Origin of the sequence: Tardiphaga sp. 285_C5_N1_2 (genome assembly GCF_052076065.1) — a bacterium.
Lineage (GTDB): Bacteria > Pseudomonadota > Alphaproteobacteria > Rhizobiales > Xanthobacteraceae > Tardiphaga > Tardiphaga robiniae.
In genome coordinates this window covers 5,123,736-5,141,720 of sequence record NZ_CP197241.1, presented here as the reverse complement: position 1 = coordinate 5,141,720, position 17,985 = coordinate 5,123,736, and the positions used below count along the sequence as shown (strand labels likewise).

At 62.1% G+C, this 17,985-nt stretch carries 20 protein-coding genes; 9 read left to right on the top strand and 11 right to left on the bottom strand.

Going from position 1 to position 17,985, the window contains the following annotated elements:
- Positions 1 to 12: 12 nt before the first annotated feature.
- A complete protein-coding gene (locus AB7951_RS24375) occupies positions 13 to 213 on the bottom strand; it encodes an MliC family protein (RefSeq protein ID WP_439066938.1) in 201 nt (66 codons plus the stop codon).
- Positions 214 to 539: 326 nt separating this feature from the next.
- Here AB7951_RS24375 and AB7951_RS24370 point away from each other — a divergent pair, with 326 nt between their 5' ends.
- A complete protein-coding gene (locus AB7951_RS24370; protein WP_089262642.1) occupies positions 540 to 1,322 on the top strand; it encodes a class I SAM-dependent methyltransferase in 783 nt (260 codons plus the stop codon).
- A gap of 3 nt (positions 1,323 to 1,325) precedes the next feature.
- Here the strand turns inward: AB7951_RS24370 and xerD are convergent, their stop codons facing one another.
- The 3 genes from xerD to AB7951_RS24355 all read right to left on the bottom strand — a co-directional run bounded on the left by xerD (position 1,326) and on the right by AB7951_RS24355 (position 3,847).
- Positions 1,326 to 2,282 (bottom strand): site-specific tyrosine recombinase XerD, encoded by a 957-nt coding sequence (xerD, locus tag AB7951_RS24365; protein WP_120288313.1) that lies wholly within the window; start codon positions 2,280 to 2,282, stop codon positions 1,326 to 1,328.
- Positions 2,283 to 2,363: 81 nt separating this feature from the next.
- Positions 2,364 to 2,774, bottom strand: coding sequence for a nuclear transport factor 2 family protein (locus tag AB7951_RS24360; protein ID WP_120288314.1), 411 nt, complete (start codon positions 2,772 to 2,774; stop codon positions 2,364 to 2,366).
- A 32-nt stretch (positions 2,775 to 2,806) separates the two neighbouring features.
- Complete coding sequence (locus AB7951_RS24355) at positions 2,807 to 3,847, bottom strand: NAD-dependent epimerase/dehydratase family protein (protein WP_120288315.1); 1,041 nt, start codon at positions 3,845 to 3,847, stop codon at positions 2,807 to 2,809.
- Between the two features lie 100 nt (positions 3,848 to 3,947).
- Here AB7951_RS24355 and AB7951_RS24350 point away from each other — a divergent pair, with 100 nt between their 5' ends.
- On the top strand, positions 3,948 to 4,526 hold the full coding sequence (locus tag AB7951_RS24350; protein WP_120288316.1) for a TetR/AcrR family transcriptional regulator: 579 nt from the start codon (positions 3,948 to 3,950) through the stop codon (positions 4,524 to 4,526).
- Here AB7951_RS24350 and AB7951_RS24345 read toward each other — a convergent pair.
- Positions 4,516 to 4,662, bottom strand: a complete 147-nt coding sequence (locus tag AB7951_RS24345; RefSeq protein WP_089262632.1) for a histidine kinase — start codon at positions 4,660 to 4,662, stop codon at positions 4,516 to 4,518. The genes AB7951_RS24350 and AB7951_RS24345 overlap by 11 nt on opposite strands.
- Positions 4,663 to 4,837: 175 nt before the next feature.
- Here AB7951_RS24345 and AB7951_RS24340 point away from each other — a divergent pair, with 175 nt between their 5' ends.
- From AB7951_RS24340 to AB7951_RS24320, 5 genes are all read left to right on the top strand, one after another.
- The gene (locus AB7951_RS24340) at positions 4,838 to 5,479 is read left to right on the top strand and encodes a shikimate kinase (RefSeq protein WP_089262630.1); all 642 of its coding nucleotides are present in this window, start codon (positions 4,838 to 4,840) and stop codon (positions 5,477 to 5,479) included.
- Positions 5,476 to 6,618 (top strand): 3-dehydroquinate synthase, encoded by a 1,143-nt coding sequence (gene aroB / locus AB7951_RS24335; RefSeq protein WP_120288317.1) that lies wholly within the window; start codon positions 5,476 to 5,478, stop codon positions 6,616 to 6,618. The genes AB7951_RS24340 and aroB overlap by 4 nt, the downstream gene beginning before the upstream one ends.
- Before the next feature lie 55 nt (positions 6,619 to 6,673).
- The gene (locus AB7951_RS24330) at positions 6,674 to 8,023 is read left to right on the top strand and encodes a hemolysin family protein (RefSeq protein WP_089262626.1); all 1,350 of its coding nucleotides are present in this window, start codon (positions 6,674 to 6,676) and stop codon (positions 8,021 to 8,023) included.
- 78 nt (positions 8,024 to 8,101) lie between these two features.
- Complete coding sequence (locus tag AB7951_RS24325; protein WP_120288318.1) at positions 8,102 to 9,067, top strand: tripartite tricarboxylate transporter substrate-binding protein; 966 nt, start codon at positions 8,102 to 8,104, stop codon at positions 9,065 to 9,067.
- Between the two features lie 177 nt (positions 9,068 to 9,244).
- Positions 9,245 to 10,207 (top strand): tripartite tricarboxylate transporter substrate binding protein, encoded by a 963-nt coding sequence (locus AB7951_RS24320; protein ID WP_120288319.1) that lies wholly within the window; start codon positions 9,245 to 9,247, stop codon positions 10,205 to 10,207.
- A gap of 52 nt (positions 10,208 to 10,259) precedes the next feature.
- Here AB7951_RS24320 and AB7951_RS24315 read toward each other — a convergent pair whose 3' ends face one another.
- The 6 genes from AB7951_RS24315 to AB7951_RS24290 form a co-directional block, all read right to left on the bottom strand.
- Positions 10,260 to 10,970, bottom strand: coding sequence for an ABC transporter ATP-binding protein (locus AB7951_RS24315; RefSeq protein WP_120288320.1), 711 nt, complete (start codon positions 10,968 to 10,970; stop codon positions 10,260 to 10,262).
- Positions 10,963 to 11,742, bottom strand: a complete 780-nt coding sequence (locus AB7951_RS24310; protein ID WP_120288321.1) for an ABC transporter ATP-binding protein — start codon at positions 11,740 to 11,742, stop codon at positions 10,963 to 10,965. The genes AB7951_RS24315 and AB7951_RS24310 overlap by 8 nt, the downstream gene beginning before the upstream one ends.
- Positions 11,739 to 12,677, bottom strand: a complete 939-nt coding sequence (locus tag AB7951_RS24305; protein ID WP_120288322.1) for a branched-chain amino acid ABC transporter permease — start codon at positions 12,675 to 12,677, stop codon at positions 11,739 to 11,741. Before AB7951_RS24305 ends, AB7951_RS24310 begins: the two co-directional genes overlap by 4 nt.
- The gene (locus AB7951_RS24300) at positions 12,674 to 13,540 is read right to left on the bottom strand and encodes an ABC transporter permease subunit (RefSeq protein ID WP_441256075.1); all 867 of its coding nucleotides are present in this window, start codon (positions 13,538 to 13,540) and stop codon (positions 12,674 to 12,676) included. The genes AB7951_RS24305 and AB7951_RS24300 overlap by 4 nt, the downstream gene beginning before the upstream one ends.
- A 6-nt stretch (positions 13,541 to 13,546) precedes the next feature.
- Positions 13,547 to 14,707 carry an ABC transporter substrate-binding protein gene (locus AB7951_RS24295; RefSeq protein WP_158596749.1) on the bottom strand — a complete coding sequence of 387 codons (1,161 nt, stop codon included), beginning with the start codon at positions 14,705 to 14,707 and terminating at the stop codon, positions 13,547 to 13,549.
- A gap of 109 nt (positions 14,708 to 14,816) precedes the next feature.
- A complete protein-coding gene (locus AB7951_RS24290; protein ID WP_120288325.1) occupies positions 14,817 to 15,248 on the bottom strand; it encodes a nuclear transport factor 2 family protein in 432 nt (143 codons plus the stop codon).
- A gap of 268 nt (positions 15,249 to 15,516) precedes the next feature.
- Here AB7951_RS24290 and AB7951_RS24285 point away from each other — a divergent pair, with 268 nt between their 5' ends.
- Together AB7951_RS24285 and AB7951_RS24280 are read left to right on the top strand one after the other, a co-directional pair.
- Positions 15,517 to 16,752 (top strand): amidohydrolase family protein, encoded by a 1,236-nt coding sequence (locus tag AB7951_RS24285; protein ID WP_439062097.1) that lies wholly within the window; start codon positions 15,517 to 15,519, stop codon positions 16,750 to 16,752.
- 32 nt (positions 16,753 to 16,784) lie between these two features.
- The gene (locus AB7951_RS24280) at positions 16,785 to 17,969 is read left to right on the top strand and encodes an amidase (protein ID WP_231078178.1); all 1,185 of its coding nucleotides are present in this window, start codon (positions 16,785 to 16,787) and stop codon (positions 17,967 to 17,969) included.
- Positions 17,970 to 17,985 lie beyond the last annotated feature (16 nt).

Genomic DNA, 17,985 nt, shown 5'->3' with positions numbered 1-17,985 from the left:
GATGCATGACGGTCAGCGCGGTGTCACACATTGGCGCGCGGGCTGGCCGGCAATCTGCAGCGTGATGGTGGTCTGGTCCTTGCCGGCAATCCCGACATTGCCTTCGCCGTAGCGGAAGCCCGAGCCGGATCGCTGGATCGGCATGTGGAGCGTTTCGCCATTGGGATAGAACAGGGTGATCGATTTGCCGCCGGAATTGTAATCGACGGAGATCTTGTTGCCGCCCGGCAGCGCAGGGTGCAGATGTAATCGACTGTCGCCGGATTGGCTTCGGCGGATAATGGCGCGAGTGCTGCCACGGCCAGACCCGCGGCCGTCGCGGCCGTCCTTGTGATCGTTTGACCTCGGCGTGACAGCATTTTTGTCTCTCCTACAACGACGTCGCGGCGCCTGTTTCTTCGAATAGGCCGCAGCCGGGCCGGCCTTGTCAATTGGTGCAACTCACCGCCCGCGATGGCCTGGATATCTGGCGTTAACGCTGCCTCGGCAATGCGCGATTCGGGGGATCGTGGGCGGCCGCAACGTGTTAGAAAGTCATCATGACCATCGATGTGATCGATCTCCGGGATTTCTATTCGCGCCGCCTCGGTATTGTGGCGCGGCGGTTGATCAATCGCGGTATTCAGGCGCATTGGCCGGATGCCGAAGGCCAGCGTGTGCTCGGTCTGGGGTACCCCACACCGTATCTCGGTCTTTTCCGGGAGAATTCCGAACGGTGCATCGCCTTCATGCCGGCGGCGCAGGGGGTGCTGAAATGGCCGACGGCAAAGCCCGCGCTGGCCACACTGGTCGACGAATTCTCGCTGCCGCTGCCGGATGCCGCCGTCGATCGTATCATCCTGGTGCATGCCCTGGAAATGTCCGACGATCCCGAAGGTTTGCTCCGCGAGGTTTGGCGCGTGCTCGCGCCGTCCGGTCGGTTGATGGCGGTGATTCCGAATCGCCGGGGCGTCTGGACCCGTACCGACTCGACGCCGTTCGGTCACGGCCGGCCCTATTCGCGCTCGCAAATCACGCAGTTGCTACGACAGACCTGGTTTACGCCGACGGCGTGGAGCGAGGCGCTGTTCATGCCGCCGGTCGGGATGGGCTGGTTTCTGCGCTCGGCGATGGCGTGGGAGCGGATTGGCGCGGCGTTGTCGATGCCGTTCGCCGGCGTGCATATCGTCGAAGCCACCAAACAGGTCTATCGGGCGATCCCCGCCAAGCGCGAACGCACGCGGTTGATTCCGGCGCTGCAGCCGGTACTGGTGCCGACCTCCGGGATGCGGCGTGACGATGAGACGGATCATCTTGGCGAGGCCGAGCCGCACTCGCGCTGAGTGCTATTTTTCCGCGAGCGGATGCAGGTCTCGGACCAGGCTCTTGAGCCGTTCTTCCACCACATGGGTGTAGATCTGCGTCGTCGAAATATCGGTATGACCGAGCAGAGTCTGCACGATGCGAAGATCGGCGCCGTTATGCAGCAGATGGCTGGCAAAGGCGTGGCGCAGCACGTGCGGCGACACCAGCCGCGGCGCAATGCCGGATGCCGCCGCGAGTTCTTTCAGATCGCGCGCGAAATGCTGCCGGGTGAGGTGGCCGCTCTCGCCAAAAGACGGAAACAGCCATTTCGAGGCTGCACTCTTTTTTGGTTGAGACTTCTGCAACTCGGCCATCGCGGCGAGATATTCCGCCATCGCCTGTTTGGCGGTTTCATTGAGGGGTACCAGCCGCTCCTTGTTGCCCTTGCCGCGCACCACGATCATGCGGGCATCGCGGCGCGCCGCGGTGAGCGGTAGCGAGACCAACTCGGAGACGCGAAGCCCGGTGGCGTAAAGCACTTCGAGCAGACAATAGAGCCGGGCATCGCGCAGCCGCTGCTGCGCCGAAGCCTCCGCGTTCTGCGCCTGCGTGCGCGCCTGCACCAGCATGCGGTCGACATCGGCAATCGAAAGAACTTTGGGCAGGCTACGGCCACGCTTCGGGCCCGACAGGATGGCGGCCGGGTCGTCGGTGCGGATTTTTTCGCTGAGCAGAAAGCGAAACAGATGCCGTATGGCGGACAGCCGCCGCGCCACGGTGGTCGATTTGAAGCCGCGCTCGTCGAGGTCTTCGAGGTAGTCGCGCAGCAACTGGGTGTCGGCACTGGCAAAGCTGGATTTCGCCCCGGCAGCAAATTCGGAGAAATCTTCGAGGTCGCGGCGATAGGCGTCCAGCGTATTGACGCCAGCACCTTGTTCGGCGGCAAGCATGTCGAGGAACAGGCCGGAAAGTTTGGCGTCGGAGGAGGTCGTGGTCATGCAGCATCATAACCCATGATCCGGGCTGCAGCAGTGGTTTTCATCCGCTGCAGCCGCGGGACGGGTGTGGATTCAAAAAGATCAGGCGAGCGGGGTGATCGACGTGGCCTGCGACCAGACCACCATCCACTGCCGGTCACGCATTTCATAAGCATCGGTGTGCCAATAGTCGCCTGGCGGGACTGTATGGCCTCCGAACACGACCTCAATGCGGGCGCGATAGCGGATCACGGCACTCGGGCCATAAAGCCGCACGGCGATGTCACCGGGCGTCCAGGTCAGATATTTGATGCGGCCGCCTGCAACGGCGCCAAGATATTCGGCTTTTGACAGAGCCGCTCCGATCGGCGTGATCAGCTGGAAGTCTGCGGCGTGCAGCGGCTCGGCCGCTGCCATGTCGGCGCTGACAAGCGCACGAAGCCGCGCACGTTCGATACCTTGGATGGCTTCTGCTTCCGGATGCTCTTTCGGATCGATGATGGATGAGGTCATAGGCTTGTTCCGTTGTTGTGAGGTGTGGGAATTCAGGAGGTCGCGAGCAGGCCGTGGTCGATCAGGCTTTGTGCGCTGGCGCGAATGGCCTCGTCGGCGGACCTTGGTTGCCAATCCAGCATTCGCTGCGCCTTCGCGGCACTGACACTCAGATCGACGTCGAGTTCGTGGACGATCATGCGCGAGCGTGCGCTGAACGGCGCCATTGCCTTGATCATCCAGTTTGGCACCTCGCCCGAGGGCAGAGCCGACGCATAATTCGGAAATGACTGCGCCAGTACGGCCGCCATGTCGCGCATCCATAGAAACTGCCCGGCCGCGATGAAGCGCTGGCCTGACGCATCCGGATGGGTCATTGCCCTGATATGCGCGTCAGCCACATCGCGGACATCGACCACCGCGATGCCGAAACGCGGCACACGTTTGAGCTTGCCGCTCATCATCTGCTGAACAAGCCCGATCGACGTGCCGTAATCCGGACCCAACAGAGGCCCGAAAATGATGCCGGGATTGATGACGGCGAGATCCAGTCCGGTTTCCGCAGCAAAGGCCCATGCCGCCCGTTCGGCCAGCGTCTTTGATTTATAGTAGGGCGTTGCTCGCTTGGCCGTCGGATCGGTCCAGTTGTCTTCCGTATACGGCGCCTTGCCGCCACCGTGGTTGGTGGCCGCGATCGAGGACGTCAGCACAACCCGCGTCACGCCTGCGCGATGCGCGGCACGTAGTACCCGTAACGCGCCGTCCCGCGCGGGTTGGATCAGTTCATTTTCATCCTTCGGAAGGCCTGCCGGAAACGGCGATGCCGTGTGGATCACATAGCTGCAGCCTGTGACGGCGGCATCCCATCCGATGGCGGAGCAGAGGTCGGCTTCGACGAAACTGAGCGAGTGGGAGTCGGTTGGCGCCGCACAGATCTGCTTCGCGATCCGGTCGCAGCCGCTCATGCGACGAACGCTACCGCGGACGGCGTAGCCCTTGGCCAGCAACTGCCGGGCGATGTGTCCGCCCAGAAAGCCGCCGATGCCCGTGACAAGAACAATGGTCTCTCGATTGCCGACCGATTCCGAATGCATGTTCGCTCCTGTCCCATGTGGAATACGTGAATTGGACAATTGGACTATTATTGTCTAATTGTCTTTTGACGCTTTGGACACGAACTGTCAATCTGTCTGAATGAGCGAACGAGATGCCAAAACCGATCACATTCTGGATGCCGCACTCCCGGTGTTCGTCCGCCACGGTTTCCGCAAGGCGTCCATGGCCGATATCGCGCGCGCCGCGGGAATTTCGCGGGCGTCGCTCTATCTGAGCTTCAACAGCAAGGAAGATCTGTTTCGGGCGGGCTCGACGCGTGCCCATGCGCGGACCATGCGCGATGTCGAGGCGGCACTCTCAGGCGCTGGCGACGTGTTCGGTCGCATGGAGACGGCGATGGCTGTGTTTCAGCGCGAATTGATCGCCCCTTTCGCCGGCAGCGCCGACGCCATTGAACTGTTCGACGTCAACATGGCTCTGGCCAAAGACATCACGCTCGCCGCGCGAGCCCGACTGGTCGCTCTGCTGGCGCAGGCGCTGAGCGATGCCGAGACCGCGGGCATGATTAATCTCGGCTCATTGCAAGCCAGACCCGCCGACGTCGCCGGAGTCATCGTCGCTGCGATGGACGGGATCAAGCACGCGGAGGGAGCCGGTCCGAAATTCGCGGAGGACATGCAGCTCTTCATGCGCTTGCTGCGCGCAGCTATTTCTTGAGAAACTTGTCCGGCTGGATGGTGACCGTCATGTCCCGCGGCTTCGGGTTGACGAAATTGGCCAGCGCGAAGATCACGCCATAGACCACGCCGACGATCACCGCGACGACCGTCAAAAAGCGGAACAGGCTGGGCATGATCAGGGAACTCGGCGGCGAAATGGGACGATTCGTTCCGCCGGGGGCGGTCACCCTGTCCGGATACAGACTGCAAGAGGTGCTGGCAACGCTGGCGCTGGGGGTAGTATAGGTGACCGGAATGCGGCAAACCTCTGCGATCCCTTGTCGCTCACTGATTTTGCAGGTGTTTTTGATGTCCGAGACCATCTTGCCGGCGATTGCCAGCGCCCCCCAGGAGGCCGCCATCGTCGCGGCGCTGGGAAAGCGCTCGGTCGTGCTGGTGGGCATGATGGGGGCGGGCAAATCGACCATCGGCCGGCGCATGGCGACGCGGCTGCGGCTGCCCTTTGTCGATGCCGACAATGAGATCGAGGCGGCGGCCGGGATGTCGATTCCGGACATTTTTGAAGTCCACGGCGAACCGCATTTCCGCGACGGTGAGGCACGGGTGATCGCCCGGCTGTTGGACAGTGGACCGATCCTGCTGGCGACCGGCGGCGGTGCCTTTCTGCGCGAGGAGACCCGCCAGCGCATCCGCGACAAGGCGATCTCGCTGTGGCTGAAAGCTGATGCGGATGTGATCCTGCGCCGGGTGCGGCGCCGGGAAAACCGCCCGCTGTTGAAGACCGCCGATCCCGCCGCGACTATTGCGCGGCTGATCGAGGCGCGCCATCCGTTCTACGAGCAGACCGACATCACGATCGACTCGCGCGACGTGCCGCATGAGAAGATCGTTGAGGAAGGCATCATCGCGCTGCACGAGCATCTGTTCCGCCCGCACGCAGCTTCCGCCATTTCCGAACCGACAGGCGATCCCTTGAGTTCTCAACTATGACCGCCCCGCTGAAACATTCCGATCCGATCATCGTGGAGGTCGCGCTGGCTGAGCGCGCCTATGACATCGTCATCGGCCGCAATGTACTGCCTTCGCTTGGTGCGCGTATCGCCAGACTGCGGCCGGGTGTGCGCACGGCGATCGTCACCGACAGGACCGTTGCCAAGCATTGGCTGACTGCAACGGAAGCCTCGCTGGCGGAAGCCGGCATTCCGACCTCGCATATCATTGTTGAGGAAGGCGAGGGGTCGAAGAGCTATGCGGGCCTGGAGAAAGTTTCCGAAGCACTGATCGCGGCGAAAATCGAGCGCAACGATCTCGTCATCGCGCTCGGTGGCGGAGTGGTCGGCGATCTCGCCGGCTTTGCCGCAGCGATCATCCGCCGTGGCGTCGATTTCGTGCAGGTGCCGACGTCGCTGCTGGCGCAGGTCGACTCCTCCGTCGGCGGCAAGACCGGCATCAACTCGCCGCAGGGCAAGAACCTGCTTGGCGCGTTCCATCAGCCGGTGATGGTTGTGGCCGATACGGCGGTCCTCGATACGCTGTCGCCGCGGCAATTTCGTTCGGGCTATGCGGAAGTCGCCAAATATGGCGTGCTCGGCGATGTTGCGTTTTTCACGTGGCTCGAAGCCAACCATGCCGACATCATGCGCGGCGGTAGCGCTCGTGAACATGCGATCGCGACCTCGTGCCGTGCCAAGGCGGGTGTCGTGTCGCGCGACGAGCGTGAGAATGGCGAACGCGCACTGCTCAATCTCGGTCATACCTTCGGGCATGCGCTGGAAGCGGTGACCGGCTTCTCGGACCGGTTGTTCCATGGCGAGGGCGTGTCGGTCGGCATGGTGCTGGCTGCGCAACTGTCGGCGCAGCTTGGCATGATCGCGGAGAGCGATGCGACCCGCGTGCAGCATCATCTCGCCGATGTGGGTCTACCTACGAAGCTGCAGGACATTGCCGGCTTCGCGCAGGAAGGCCTCGCGGACGCGGATACGCTGATGGCGCTGATGGCGCAGGACAAGAAGGTGAAACGCGGCAAGCTCACCTTTATCTTGCTGGAAGCCGTCGGCCGGGCCGTCATCGCTGACGATGTCGATCCCGCGACGGTTCGCGCCTTTCTGCATCAGAAGCTGACGGGATAGAACTGACCGTGTCCGGTTTGGGATTTACCAGAGCCGGCGCCGTCGCAGGACTTTTATGAATTCGATTACCGTCAATCTGCTGATCGCGATCTTCCTGCTCGCCGCCAACGCGTTTTACGTGGCGGCGGAGTTCGCGCTGGTCAAAAGCCGAGGCTTCCGCGTCAAGAGCATGGTCGAGCAGAACCGCTTCGGCGCGCGTCTGCTGCAGAACATGATGGGCAATATCGAAGCCTATCTGGCCTGCTGCCAGCTCGGCATCACCATGGCATCGCTGGGACTCGGCTGGGTTGGTGAGCCCACGGTGGCCGCACTGCTGAAACCGGTGCTCGATCCGCTCGGCCTGTCGGAATCCGCGCTTCACTTTACGTCCTTCATTACCGGCTTCCTCGTCTTCTCCTCGCTGCATATCGTGATCGGCGAACAGGTGCCGAAGACGCTGGCGATCCGGCAGCCGGAGCCGGTGTCGCAATGGATCGCCTATCCGCTTTATGCGTCCTACATCCTGTTTTATCCGCTGAACTGGCTGCTCAACGCGGCGTCACGCGGCACGCTGGCACTGCTCGGTGTGCAGGAGGCCTCGCCGCATGAAATTCTCACCGGCATTGAGATTGAGGGCCTTGTCGGCGAGTCTGCCGAACATGGCGGCATTGCATCGGGTGAGGCCGAGTATATCCAGAACGTGTTTCGCTTCGGCGATCTCGCGGTGTCCGATGTCATGGTCCATCGCACGGCGATGGTGACGCTGAATGCGGACCTGCCGTCCGAAGAGCTGGTGCGCGAAGTGCTGGCCACCGAATACACCCGCATTCCCCTCTGGCGTGAGAAGCCGGAAAACATCATCGGCGTGCTCCACGCCAAGGACCTGCTGCGCGCGATCCGCGCCGTCGATGGCGATACCGCAAAGATCGACGTAGCTTCGATCGCGCTGCCGCCGTGGTTCGTCCCGGAGATGCGTCCACTGTCGGATCAGTTGAAAGCCTTCCGTCGCCGCAAGACTCACTTTGCGCTCGTGGTCGACGAATATGGCGAAGTCGAAGGCATGGTGACGCTGGAAGACGTGTTGGAAGAAATCGTCGGCGACATCGCGGATGAACACGACGTGGTCGTCGCGGGTGTGCGCGCGCAGGCCGATGGTTCGGTGGTGGTCGATGGTTCGGTGCCGATCCGCGACCTCAACCGCGCCATGGACTGGCATCTGCCGGATGATGAAGCCACCACGGTGGCCGGCCTTGTCATTCACGAGGCGCGTTCCATCCCCGAACGCGGGCAAAGCTTCACGTTCTACAACTTCCGCTTCCGCGTGCTGCGCCGTGAGCGCAACCGCATCACCGCGCTGCGCATCGGGCCGGTGCCGACCGAGCCGGAAGTGCCGGAGAAAAAGCCGCGGGCCGGGACCTCGTTCTAGGCCATCGCCGGTCCAGTTCTTGCTTTTGCCTTCTTCCATGAGCTGCCATTCCATTGAATGGCGCAACTGGAGCGAGCGATGAACAAGTCCTGGCGATTGTCGTGCGTATTGGCCGCTGTATTGATGTCCGGCGCTGCGCTGGCCGACACCAACTGGCCGACGAAGCCGATCAAGGCGGTCAATCCGTTCGGTGCCGGCAGTGCGGGTGACGTGGTCCCGCGCCTTTTCTTCGAAAAACTGAGCACGGAGCTCGGGCAACCGATCGTGATTGAAAATCGCGTGGGTGCGGGCGGCTCGGTGGGCACGGGCGCGGTCGCGAAGAGCGATCCGGATGGCTACACCTTGCTGTCGCAGACCAACGCCATCTCCATTGCGCCCGCGATCTTCCCCAACCTCAACTACGACACCACCAGGGAGCTGTCCTCGGTGCTGATGATTGGCTATGCGGCCAATGTGATGATCGTGCCCAACGAACGGCCATGGAAAACGATTCAGGATTTCCTGGCTTCCGCGAAGACCAAGGGCACTGTGATCAATTACGGCTCGGTGGGCGTTGGCAGCGCCGTGCATATCAGTTCGGAAAAATTCCGCGCCGCTGCCGGGTTCGAGGCCACGCATATCCCCTATCGCGGCGGCTCCGAGGTGATCACCGATATCATCGGCGGTCGCATCGATTTCTACTTCTGCCCGCTGGCCACGGCGCTGCCGTTGATTCGCGAAGGCCAGGTCCGCGCGCTGGTGGTGTCGACGCCGACGCGGGTGCGGGATCTGCCGGATGTGCCGACACCGATCGATGCCGGTCTCAAGGATGCGGACAGCTCAATCTGGTTCGGCGTGTTCGTGCCATCGAAAACGCCGCCGGAGATCGTCGAGAAACTCTATGTGACTGGCACCAAGGTGCTGAACACGGCTGACATGCAGGCTTCGCTGAAGAAGATTGGTGTCGAGCCGATGCCGATGAAGTCATCCGAGATGGATGCGCTGCTGGTCAAGGAAATCGCCGACAACAAGGTGCTGCTCAAAAGCGAGGTCGCGGGCAAGTAGGCAGACTGCCGGCCTTGCCAGCACGGGTGAGGCCGGCATTGTCCTTTGTCTGGGCTGGATCACCGCGCGTTCGGGCGTTGTTTTAGGCTTCAAACGGTCCGAAACTTGCTTCGTTGTCGCCGATTGGCCCCATCACTGGGCCGCCATTCCCTGTGGATGGTATTATTGGAGCAAGTAATGAATAAGCTTATGCGGTGGTCGTGTGTTTTCGCCGGTGTGCTGCTGTCGTCTGTCGCGGCGCAGGCCGAAAACAACTGGCCGAGCCGTTTGATCAAGGCCACCATCCCGTTCGGCCCCGGCAGCGCCACCGACGTGGTGCCGCGGATATTCTTTGAGCGCCTCGGGCCCGAGCTCGGTCAGACGATCGTGGTCGAGAACCGGGTCGGTGGTGGTGGCTCGATCGGCACCAACGCGGTGACAAAGGCGGAGCCGGATGGCTACAGCATCCTGGCGCATTCCTCGGCGCTGGCGATCACGCCGGCAATCTTTCCGAACCTGCCCTATGACACGTCGAAAGACCTGTCGTCAGTCATCATGATCGGCTCCATCCCGCAAATCATGATCATTCCGAAAGAACGTCCGTGGAAGACCGTGGACGACTTCCTGAAGGATGCGAAAGCCAAGGGATCGCAGATCAATTTCGGTTCGGTGGGCGTCGGCAGCGCCGTGCATATCAGCGCCGAGAAATTCCGCCTTGCTGCCAAATTCGAAGCGACCCACGTGCCGTATCGCGGCGGTCCGGAAGTGATCGCCGATATTCTCGGTGGCCGTATCGATTTCTACTTCTGCCCGGCGGCGACCGCTTTGCCGCTGATCCGCGAAGGGCAGGTGCGTGCACTGGTTGTCTCCACCGACAAGCGCAGCAATGAACTGCCCGACGTGCCGTCGATGACCGAAGTCGGCCTCAAGGACGGCGTCAGCGAGAGCTGGATCGGCGTATTCGTGCCCTCCAAGACGTCGCCCGAGATCGTCGCCAAGATGCACGACGCCGGCGTCAAGGTACTCGCCAAACCTGAGATGCAGGCGGCGCTGAAGAAGATCGGCGTCGAGACGATCACGATGGAGCCGAAAGCGATGGATGAGCTGGTGGCAAAGGAAGTCGCCGCCAATATCGCACTGCTCAAAGATGTGAAGCAGTAAGCGCTGCGCGCTGTCTCTCCCGGCTGTGCGCGGGGAGAGGCAGGAAAAAGTGCTAGCCGCCCAAATACGCTTCGCGAATGCGCGGATCGTCGGCCAGCACCGAGGCCGGGCCCGACAGCGTGATCGATCCGGTCTCCAGTACGAAAGCGCGTGCAGCCACTTCCAGTGCCATCGCCGAATTCTGCTCGACGAGCAACACGCCCAGTCCAGTGCGTTTATTCAGCTCGACGATCTTGTCGAACACCTGCTCGATCACGATGGGCGCGAGCCCCAGCGATGGTTCATCCAGCATCAGAAGGCTCGGCCGTGACATCAGCGCGCGGCCGATCGCCAGCATCTGCTGTTCGCCGCCGGAGAGCGACCAGCCGCCTTGCTTGATGCGCTCCTTCAGTCGTGGAAACAGTTCGAACACCAGCGCCAGATCGTCTTCGACCTCGGCCTTCTTGTAGGCGCGGGACGCCGTTCCCGTGATCAGGTTCTCGCGCACGGTGAGGCCCGGAAATATCCGGCGGCCTTCGGGGCAATGCGCGATGCCGGCGCCGACGATGGTTTCCACAGCGGTGCCGTGGATGGCCTCGCCCTTCCACGAAATCGAGCCGAACGTTGGTCGCAGCAGGCCGGAGATGGTGCTCAGGGTTGTCGTTTTGCCGGCGCCGTTGCCGCCAATCAGCGCGACGATCTCGCCCATTTCGACGCTGAACGAGATGCCCTTCAGTACTTCGATGTGGCCGTAGGAGACATGGAGGTTCTCGATCTTAAGCATGGCGATGCCGCCTGCCGAGATAGGCCTCGATCACCAATGGGTTTTGCTGAACCGCGCTTGGCGCGCCTTCAGCGATCTTCTTCCCAAAATCTAATACGGCCACGCGGTCGCTGATCCCCATCACCAGTCGTACATTGTGTTCGACCAGCAATATGGTGATGCCCTTGCCCTTCAGTTTCGCGATGGTGTCGAGCAGGGTCATGCTCTCGGTCATGTTCATGCCGGCGGCGGGCTCATCCAGCAGCAACACCTTCGGTTTCGATGCCAGTGCGCGGGCGATTTCCAGCAGGCGTTGCTGCGCATAGGGCAACTGGGTCGGGCGATCGTCCGCGCGTGCGGCGAGGCTGACGATCTCCAGCGCTTCGCGCGAGGTGCTCTCGATCTCAGCCTCGCGTTGTCGCTGCGTGCCGTTCGACAGCATGATGTTGAGCATCGACATGGGCGTGTTGCAGGCTGCAGCGACTTTCACATTTTCCAGCACGGTGAGATTGGAGAACACCCGGATGTTCTGGAACGTGCGTGCCAGCCCGAGCCGCGCGATGCGGTTGGGCCTGAGGCGGAAGATCTCCTTGCCGTCGATGCGGATCGAACCGGCATCGGCATGTGAGGCGCCGGACAGCGCATTCAGCAGCGTGGTCTTGCCCGAGCCGTTGGGGCCGATGATCGCCTGCACGATTCCCTTGGGGACGTCGAGATCGACGTCGTCGAGCGCGACAAGGCCGCCGAAACGGCGCGTCACGCCGCGCGCGGTGATGATCGCTTGATCCGTCATCGCGCACCTGCCCAGCGTGGCAGCCGTGAGGCGAGCGAGGCTAGGCCGCCGGGCGCCAGCACGATGACGGCAATGACGCCGAGGCCGTAGAGCACGAGGTACCATTGCCCGAGAAACCGCAGCGCCTCTGGCAAAATGGTCAGGCCGACCGCGCCGATGATGCAGCCGGGGATCGAGCCCATGCCGCCAACGATAAGCATGGTCATCAGCAGGATGGCCTGGGTGCCGGAGAAGCTGTCCGGGCTGATGAAGCGGATCGAGGAGGCGTAGAGGCAACCGGCGAGGCCGGCATAGACCGCGCCGATCATAAAAGCGATCAGCTTGGTACGCGTAGTGTCGACGCCGCTCTGCTCGGCGGCGATCTCGGAATCCTTGGTGGCGATCATGGCGCGGCCGAGCGACGATTGCCGAATCCGCGCGGCGACGAGGGCCGCAATCGTCAGCACTGCGATGAGCAAATAATAATGTTGAACCTGTCCTTGCGGGCCGATGCCGAACACGCTGATACCCGGGATCGCGCGGAGGCCGGAGGTGCCGCCGGTCACCGGCTCCCAATGTACGATGATCAACCGGACGATCTCGCCGAAGCCGATCGTGGTCATTGCGAGATAATAGGTGCGCAGCCGTAAAGTGGGCAGCCCGAGCACAAGGCTTGCCGCCATCACGATGACCATCGACAGGAACGGCGTCGTAATCCAGGGCAAACCGGCCTTGGTGGCGATGCCCGTCGTATAGGCGCCGAGGCCGTAAAATGCGGCCTGGCCGAAATTGATCTGGCCAACCCAGCCGGTGGCGAAGTTCAAGCCGAGCACGACGATGGCGTTGAGAATGGCAATGTTGAGGAGCTGGATGACATAGTTTTCATGGCTCACGGCCGGGATCAGCAGCGCAACGGCGACGCAAAGCGCGAGCGGAAGCCAGCGTTTCACTGTCATACCTTCTCGCTGCTCTTCTCGCCGAACAATCCGCGCGGCCAGGCCACGAGCACCGCGATCATCACGATGAAGGCATAGGCATCGCGGAAGTTCGAGGAGATGTAGCGCGCGCCGAAGGTCTCGATCAGGCCGAGAAACAGGCCGCCGATCACGGCGCCGGGCAGATTACCAAAGCCGCCGATCACGCTGACGACAAAACCCCTGAGGCCCAGGCTTCCGCCCATGGTCGGCTCGGCGAGGAAAATCGGTGCCACCAGCAGGCCGGCGATGCCCGACAGGATCGCGCCAAAGGCAAAGGCGACGGCGATGGTGCGGTTGACGGGAATCCCGACCAGCCGCGCGGTGTGCAGATCCTGCGCAGTCGCCTGCATCAGGATGCCGAAGCGCGTTCTGGTGAGCATCAGATATTGCAGCAGCAGGATCACGGCCAGCGTACAGAAGATGAAGAGCTGGTGCATCGAGATGACAACGCCGGCAAAACGCAGCGGCGGACCGCGCACCGGCGAGGGCAGCGACACCGGCAGCGGCCCCCAGACGATCAGCGCGATGTTCTCCAACACGATGCCCATCGCGATGGTGATGAGGATCACGAGGAATGGTGGCCGCCCGCGCAAGGGGAAATAGACCAGCACCATGAAGACGATGCCGATCAGCGCCATCGCCAGCATGGTGGAGGCCCAGGCCAGCGCCATCGGCAGTTCATGCGTCACCGCGCCCGAAATGCCGATAAAGGCACCGAGCATCAACAACTGTCCCTGCGCGAAATTGACGATCTGAACGGTGTTGAAAATCAGCAGCAGACCCAGCGCCACGAGAGCATAGATGCTCCCGAGCGCCAGGCCGTTGACGACGAGCTGGCCCATGAAGTTTTAGAACCCGCTCTCTTTGATCGGTCCGGTGAATTCCGGGGTCTTGCCCTTGTTGCGATAGATGCCGAGCGTATGGGTGAGGTCGCCATTGGCATCGGCCTGGTAGGAGATCAGCATGCCCTTGAAGTCCTTGGTGGCGGCAAGGGCATCACGGATCGCCGGCTTGTCGCAGCCGACTTTCTCAATGATCGACTTCAGCATGAAGACCGAGTCGTAATAGGAGACGGTGAAGTTGTCGGCCGGCACTTTGTATTTGTCCTGCACGCGCTTTGCCCAATCCAGAATTTTCGGATCGGTCGAGGTTTGGGGGATCATCCCCCCGATCGCGTAGTTGCCGTCGGCTTCGGCTGCGGACAGATTGTTCAGGGTGGTCTGCGCGACGATGCTGGTATTGCCGATGGTGGTCAGCTTGATGCCGAGATCGCCCATCTGCTTCAGCACCAGGGTGATGTCGGAGGGACGACCGAACAGGATCAGGCTGTCGGCGCCCTTGTCCTTGATCTCCAGAAGCTGCGCGCTCATGTCCTTGTCGGACGGGGCATAAGAGGCTGTCGCGACCGGCGTGACATTGAGTTTGGCGAGTGCCGCCTGAATGCCCTTCGACGCGCCGAGGCCGTAATCGTCGGCAACGACGAGAATGCCGGGCTTGGTCTTCTTCAGTGACTTCACGAGATATTCGGGGATCAGCTCGGCGAGCTGGCCGTCATGGGCGTGGGTGCGGAACAGCCACTTCGAGCCCTGCGCGGTGACTTTCGCGTTGGTGGCGCCGACGATGAACGGGGTCTCGGATTTGTTGACGCTCTCGGTCTGTGCAAACACATGCGGCGAGATCATCGACGACATGATGACCAGCGGCTTGCTCTCGATGATGCGATTCATCGCATTCAGAGCGTCGGTCGACGAGGCGCCGGTGTCCTCGGTGGTGAGCGCGATCTTCTTGCCGGCAATGCCGCCGGCCGCATTGATCTCATCGACGGCGAATTCTGCGCCGTTGCGCGCCTGCGTGCCGAGCAGTGCGAGGTTGCCCGTCAGCGGCGTGGTCAATCCGAACGGGATCGTCGCTGGGCAGGCCGCTGCATCGGCCTTGGCAGTGTTGGTGACACCGATCAGGCACAGCAGCGCCGCGCCTGTCATCATGGTCTTGGAGAATCCCTGCAACATCGACGTTCCCTGGTTACACTCAGCTTGCATTCTGTATGCAAGCTGAGTGCCAGATCGTCGACATTTCAAGGTGCTGAATGCCGGCGGCGATCAAGCCGCCGTGTTTACGCTACGCTTCGATATCCATGCGTATGAGAATGCGCTCGGCGCTGTCGTTCCAGACATCCATCCTCACGATCTTGCCGTCCCGCACGACGAAGCGATCGACATAGCGATTGCCTTCGAACGGCGTGCCGTCATGCCATTCGCCATAGAGCGTTCCGGTATTGTAGACGATGGTCTCGCCATTCCCCGGCGATACGTCGGTGCGCTCCATCTTCTTCTTCACCCATTTGTAGCGCATCGCGTTGAACGCGGTGGCATCGCGCGGATGCTTGAACTTGCGACCGCCGGTGAAGGTGATCGCGACGTCGGCCGACATGAAGGTGCCGGCGGTTTCCGGGTCCGGCACCATGGAGGCGACGAGAAACCGCTCGACGAGGTCGGCAGCCTGGGCGGTTTCATCGGTGACGGGCGCAAGCGCGGTGGGGGATTGCGACATCGGGTTTCTCCTGCGGGCAGATGCTGGCGCCATCATAGCAAAACCGGTGCCAGAATTGTATTCGGTAGATGCATCAGATCGTATACAATTCTTGTGTGGCGCGCCTCATTATTGGGCGTTCCTTGAAGCAAGATTTGAAGATATTGTCTTATTTTCAGATAGTTAATCAGAGGTTGAATCGCATGCGCCTTGGCACATGCCTTGCTTGCCCGCGCATATGCTTTCGCTACGTCCCGATCGGTGGCGTGGCCTCTTCAGGAGTCCTCCCATGACCTTCGATCTCATCCTGCGCAACGCGCGCATTGCCGACCGGCCTGATGGCCCGGTGGATATCGGCATTCGCGGCGGGCGGTTCGAGGCCATCGAGATCGGCCTGCCGCGCGGCGTGGCGCCGGATCAGGATGTCGGCGGCCGGCTGCTCGTGCCGGGCTTTGTGGAGACGCATATCCATCTCGACAAATCCTGTCTCCTCGGCCGCTGCAATTGCGCGAAGGGTACGCTCGCGGAGGTGATCAGCGAAGTCTCCCGGGCCAAACGCGACTTCACCGAAGAGAACGTCTATGCACGCGCATCGCAGACGCTGGAGAAAGCGATCAAGCACGGCACCAATCGCATGCGCACGCATGTGGAGGTCGATCCGCGTATCGGGTTGACCAGCTTTCGCGCGCTGAAGAAGTTGAAGCAGGATTACGCCTGGGCGATCGATCTGCAGCTCTGCGTGTTTCCGCAGGAGGGTCTGCTGGATGATCCCGGCTGCGAGGAGATCCTGTTGCAAGCGATGAAGGAAGGCGCCGATCTGATCGGCGGCGTGCCCTATATCGACAAGGATTCGAACGGCCAGATCGCCAGGATTTTTGGTATCGCGCAGGAGTTCGGCGTCGATATCGATTTCCACCTCGATTTTGATCTCGATCCAACGCGGTCGGACTACGAAGAGGTCTGCCGCATGACGGAGGCCACAGGCTGGGGCGGCCGTGTCGCCATCGGTCATGCCACAAAGCTGTCGGCGATGCCGCCAGCGGATTTCGAGGCGGCGGCGAAACGGCTCGCCGATGCCGGCGTCGCGGTCACGGTGTTGCCGGCGACCGACCTGTTCCTCACTGGCCGCGACCACGATCACAATGTGCCGCGCGGCGTCACCTCGGCGCACAAGCTCCGTGCGCTTGGCGTGAACGCCAATATCTCCACCAACAACGTGCTGAATCCGTTCACGCCGTTCGGCGATGTCTCGCTGATCCGCATGATCAATCTCTATGCCAATGTGATGCAGGTCGGCGCCATGGACGACCTTGCCGGATGTCTCGACCTCGTGACGTCCGCACCGGCGACGCTGCTCAACCTGAAGCACTACGGCATTGCCGTCGGCAATCCCGCCGATCTCGTGGTGCTCGATTGCGAGACCAAGGCAGAGGCGGTATGCGAGATCGCGCAGCCGCTGTTCGGCTTCAAGAACGGCATCAGGACCTTCATCAGGCCGGCTGCGAGTCTGCTCAAGCCCCACTGAAGCGGGCGTCCTTTTGTCGTACGGAGACTTCGATGCCGATCAATGACACGCTCAACGCCTTTGTGGATCATGGCCACATCGAAGTGCAGACCACGACAGAGGGGCCTCTCGCGGGTCTCACCTTTGCGCTGAAGGATTTCTTCGATCTCGCCAATGTGCCGACCGGCGCCGGCAGCCCGGAATGGCTGGCGACACATCCGGTGCCGACAAAATCGTCGCCGGTCGTCGATCGCCTGCTCAATGCCGGAGCGAAGTTGGTCGGCAAGACGCACACCGATGAACTGGCCTGGAGCCTGAATGGCGAGAACGCGCATTACGGCACGCCGATTAATCCGGCTGCGCTCGGCCGCATTCCCGGTGGCTCGTCCAGTGGTTCCGCTGCAGCGACCGCTGGTGCGCTGGTCGATTTCGCCATCGGCTCCGACACCGGTGGTTCGGTGCGTTTGCCCGCCAGCTATTGCGGTGTCTACGGCATTCGCACCACGCATGGTCGCATTCCGCTTGATGGTGCGGTGCCGCTGGCGCCGAGCTACGACACCGTCGGCTGGTTCGCGCGCACGCCCGAATTGATGGTCGAGGTCGGCAAGGTGTTGCTCGACAAGGCGCGTGCCCCGCGCCGGGTGAAGAAGGTTCTGATCGCAAGCGACCTGTTTGGCGCTGTCGATGAGAAGGTTCGCAACCTGCTGCAGCCGTCGGTCGATCGCATCAAGGCGCTGGTTGGCGCGAGCGAGGAGGTGGATGTCGCGAGCGGTGAACTCAACGCTTGGCGCAACACCTTCCGTGTAGTTCAGTCGGAAGAAGCCTGGGCCGCGCAGGGCGAATGGATCAAGGCGACCCAGCCGAAGCTCGGCCCCGGCGTGAAGGAGCGTTTCGCGGCTGCGGCGGTTTTGGATCCCGCCGAGATCGCGGCTGCGCGGGCCATGCGAAAAGTCATCGTTGAACGCGTGCTGTCGCTGCTGACCACCGATACGGTGTTACTGCTGCCGACCGCGCCGGGCATTGCGCCGCTGCGCAACACACCGGATGCGACGCTCGACGTGTTCCGCGCCCGCGCGATCGAACTGCTGTGTGTGTCCGGCCATGCCGGCACGCCGCAGGTCTCACTGCCTGTGGCAAAGCTCGACGATTGCCCGATCGGCCTGTCGATTATGGGCGGGCGCGATTGCGACGAGGATATTTTGCAGTTGGCTATGGAGTTGGGGGAGGCGCAGGCCTAACAGCCGTCATTGCGAG

Bases quoted from the DNA above. Each gene is read 5' to 3' on its own strand.
- aroB (WP_120288317.1), top strand. From the start codon at position 5,476: ATGACCGCCCCGCTGAAACATTCCGATCCGATCATCGTGGAGGTCGCG.
- AB7951_RS24310 (WP_120288321.1), bottom strand. From the start codon at position 11,742: ATGACGGATCAAGCGATCATCACCGCGCGCGGCGTGACGCGCCGTTTC.
- AB7951_RS24290 (WP_120288325.1), bottom strand. From the start codon at position 15,248: ATGTCGCAATCCCCCACCGCGCTTGCGCCCGTCACCGATGAAACCGCC.
- xerD (WP_120288313.1), bottom strand. From the start codon at position 2,282: ATGACCACGACCTCCTCCGACGCCAAACTTTCCGGCCTGTTCCTCGAC.
- AB7951_RS24300 (WP_441256075.1), bottom strand. From the start codon at position 13,540: ATGGGCCAGCTCGTCGTCAACGGCCTGGCGCTCGGGAGCATCTATGCT.
- AB7951_RS24370 (WP_089262642.1), top strand. From the start codon at position 540: ATGACCATCGATGTGATCGATCTCCGGGATTTCTATTCGCGCCGCCTC.
- AB7951_RS24340 (WP_089262630.1), top strand. From the start codon at position 4,838: ATGTCCGAGACCATCTTGCCGGCGATTGCCAGCGCCCCCCAGGAGGCC.
- AB7951_RS24320 (WP_120288319.1), top strand. From the start codon at position 9,245: ATGAATAAGCTTATGCGGTGGTCGTGTGTTTTCGCCGGTGTGCTGCTG.
- AB7951_RS24330 (WP_089262626.1), top strand. From the start codon at position 6,674: ATGAATTCGATTACCGTCAATCTGCTGATCGCGATCTTCCTGCTCGCC.
- AB7951_RS24360 (WP_120288314.1), bottom strand. From the start codon at position 2,774: ATGACCTCATCCATCATCGATCCGAAAGAGCATCCGGAAGCAGAAGCC.
- AB7951_RS24280 (WP_231078178.1), top strand. From the start codon at position 16,785: ATGCCGATCAATGACACGCTCAACGCCTTTGTGGATCATGGCCACATC.
- AB7951_RS24345 (WP_089262632.1), bottom strand. From the start codon at position 4,662: ATGCCCAGCCTGTTCCGCTTTTTGACGGTCGTCGCGGTGATCGTCGGC.
- AB7951_RS24355 (WP_120288315.1), bottom strand. From the start codon at position 3,847: ATGCATTCGGAATCGGTCGGCAATCGAGAGACCATTGTTCTTGTCACG.
- AB7951_RS24350 (WP_120288316.1), top strand. From the start codon at position 3,948: ATGAGCGAACGAGATGCCAAAACCGATCACATTCTGGATGCCGCACTC.
- AB7951_RS24285 (WP_439062097.1), top strand. From the start codon at position 15,517: ATGACCTTCGATCTCATCCTGCGCAACGCGCGCATTGCCGACCGGCCT.
- AB7951_RS24325 (WP_120288318.1), top strand. From the start codon at position 8,102: ATGAACAAGTCCTGGCGATTGTCGTGCGTATTGGCCGCTGTATTGATG.
- AB7951_RS24315 (WP_120288320.1), bottom strand. From the start codon at position 10,970: ATGCTTAAGATCGAGAACCTCCATGTCTCCTACGGCCACATCGAAGTA.
- AB7951_RS24295 (WP_158596749.1), bottom strand. From the start codon at position 14,707: ATGTTGCAGGGATTCTCCAAGACCATGATGACAGGCGCGGCGCTGCTG.
- AB7951_RS24305 (WP_120288322.1), bottom strand. From the start codon at position 12,677: ATGACAGTGAAACGCTGGCTTCCGCTCGCGCTTTGCGTCGCCGTTGCG.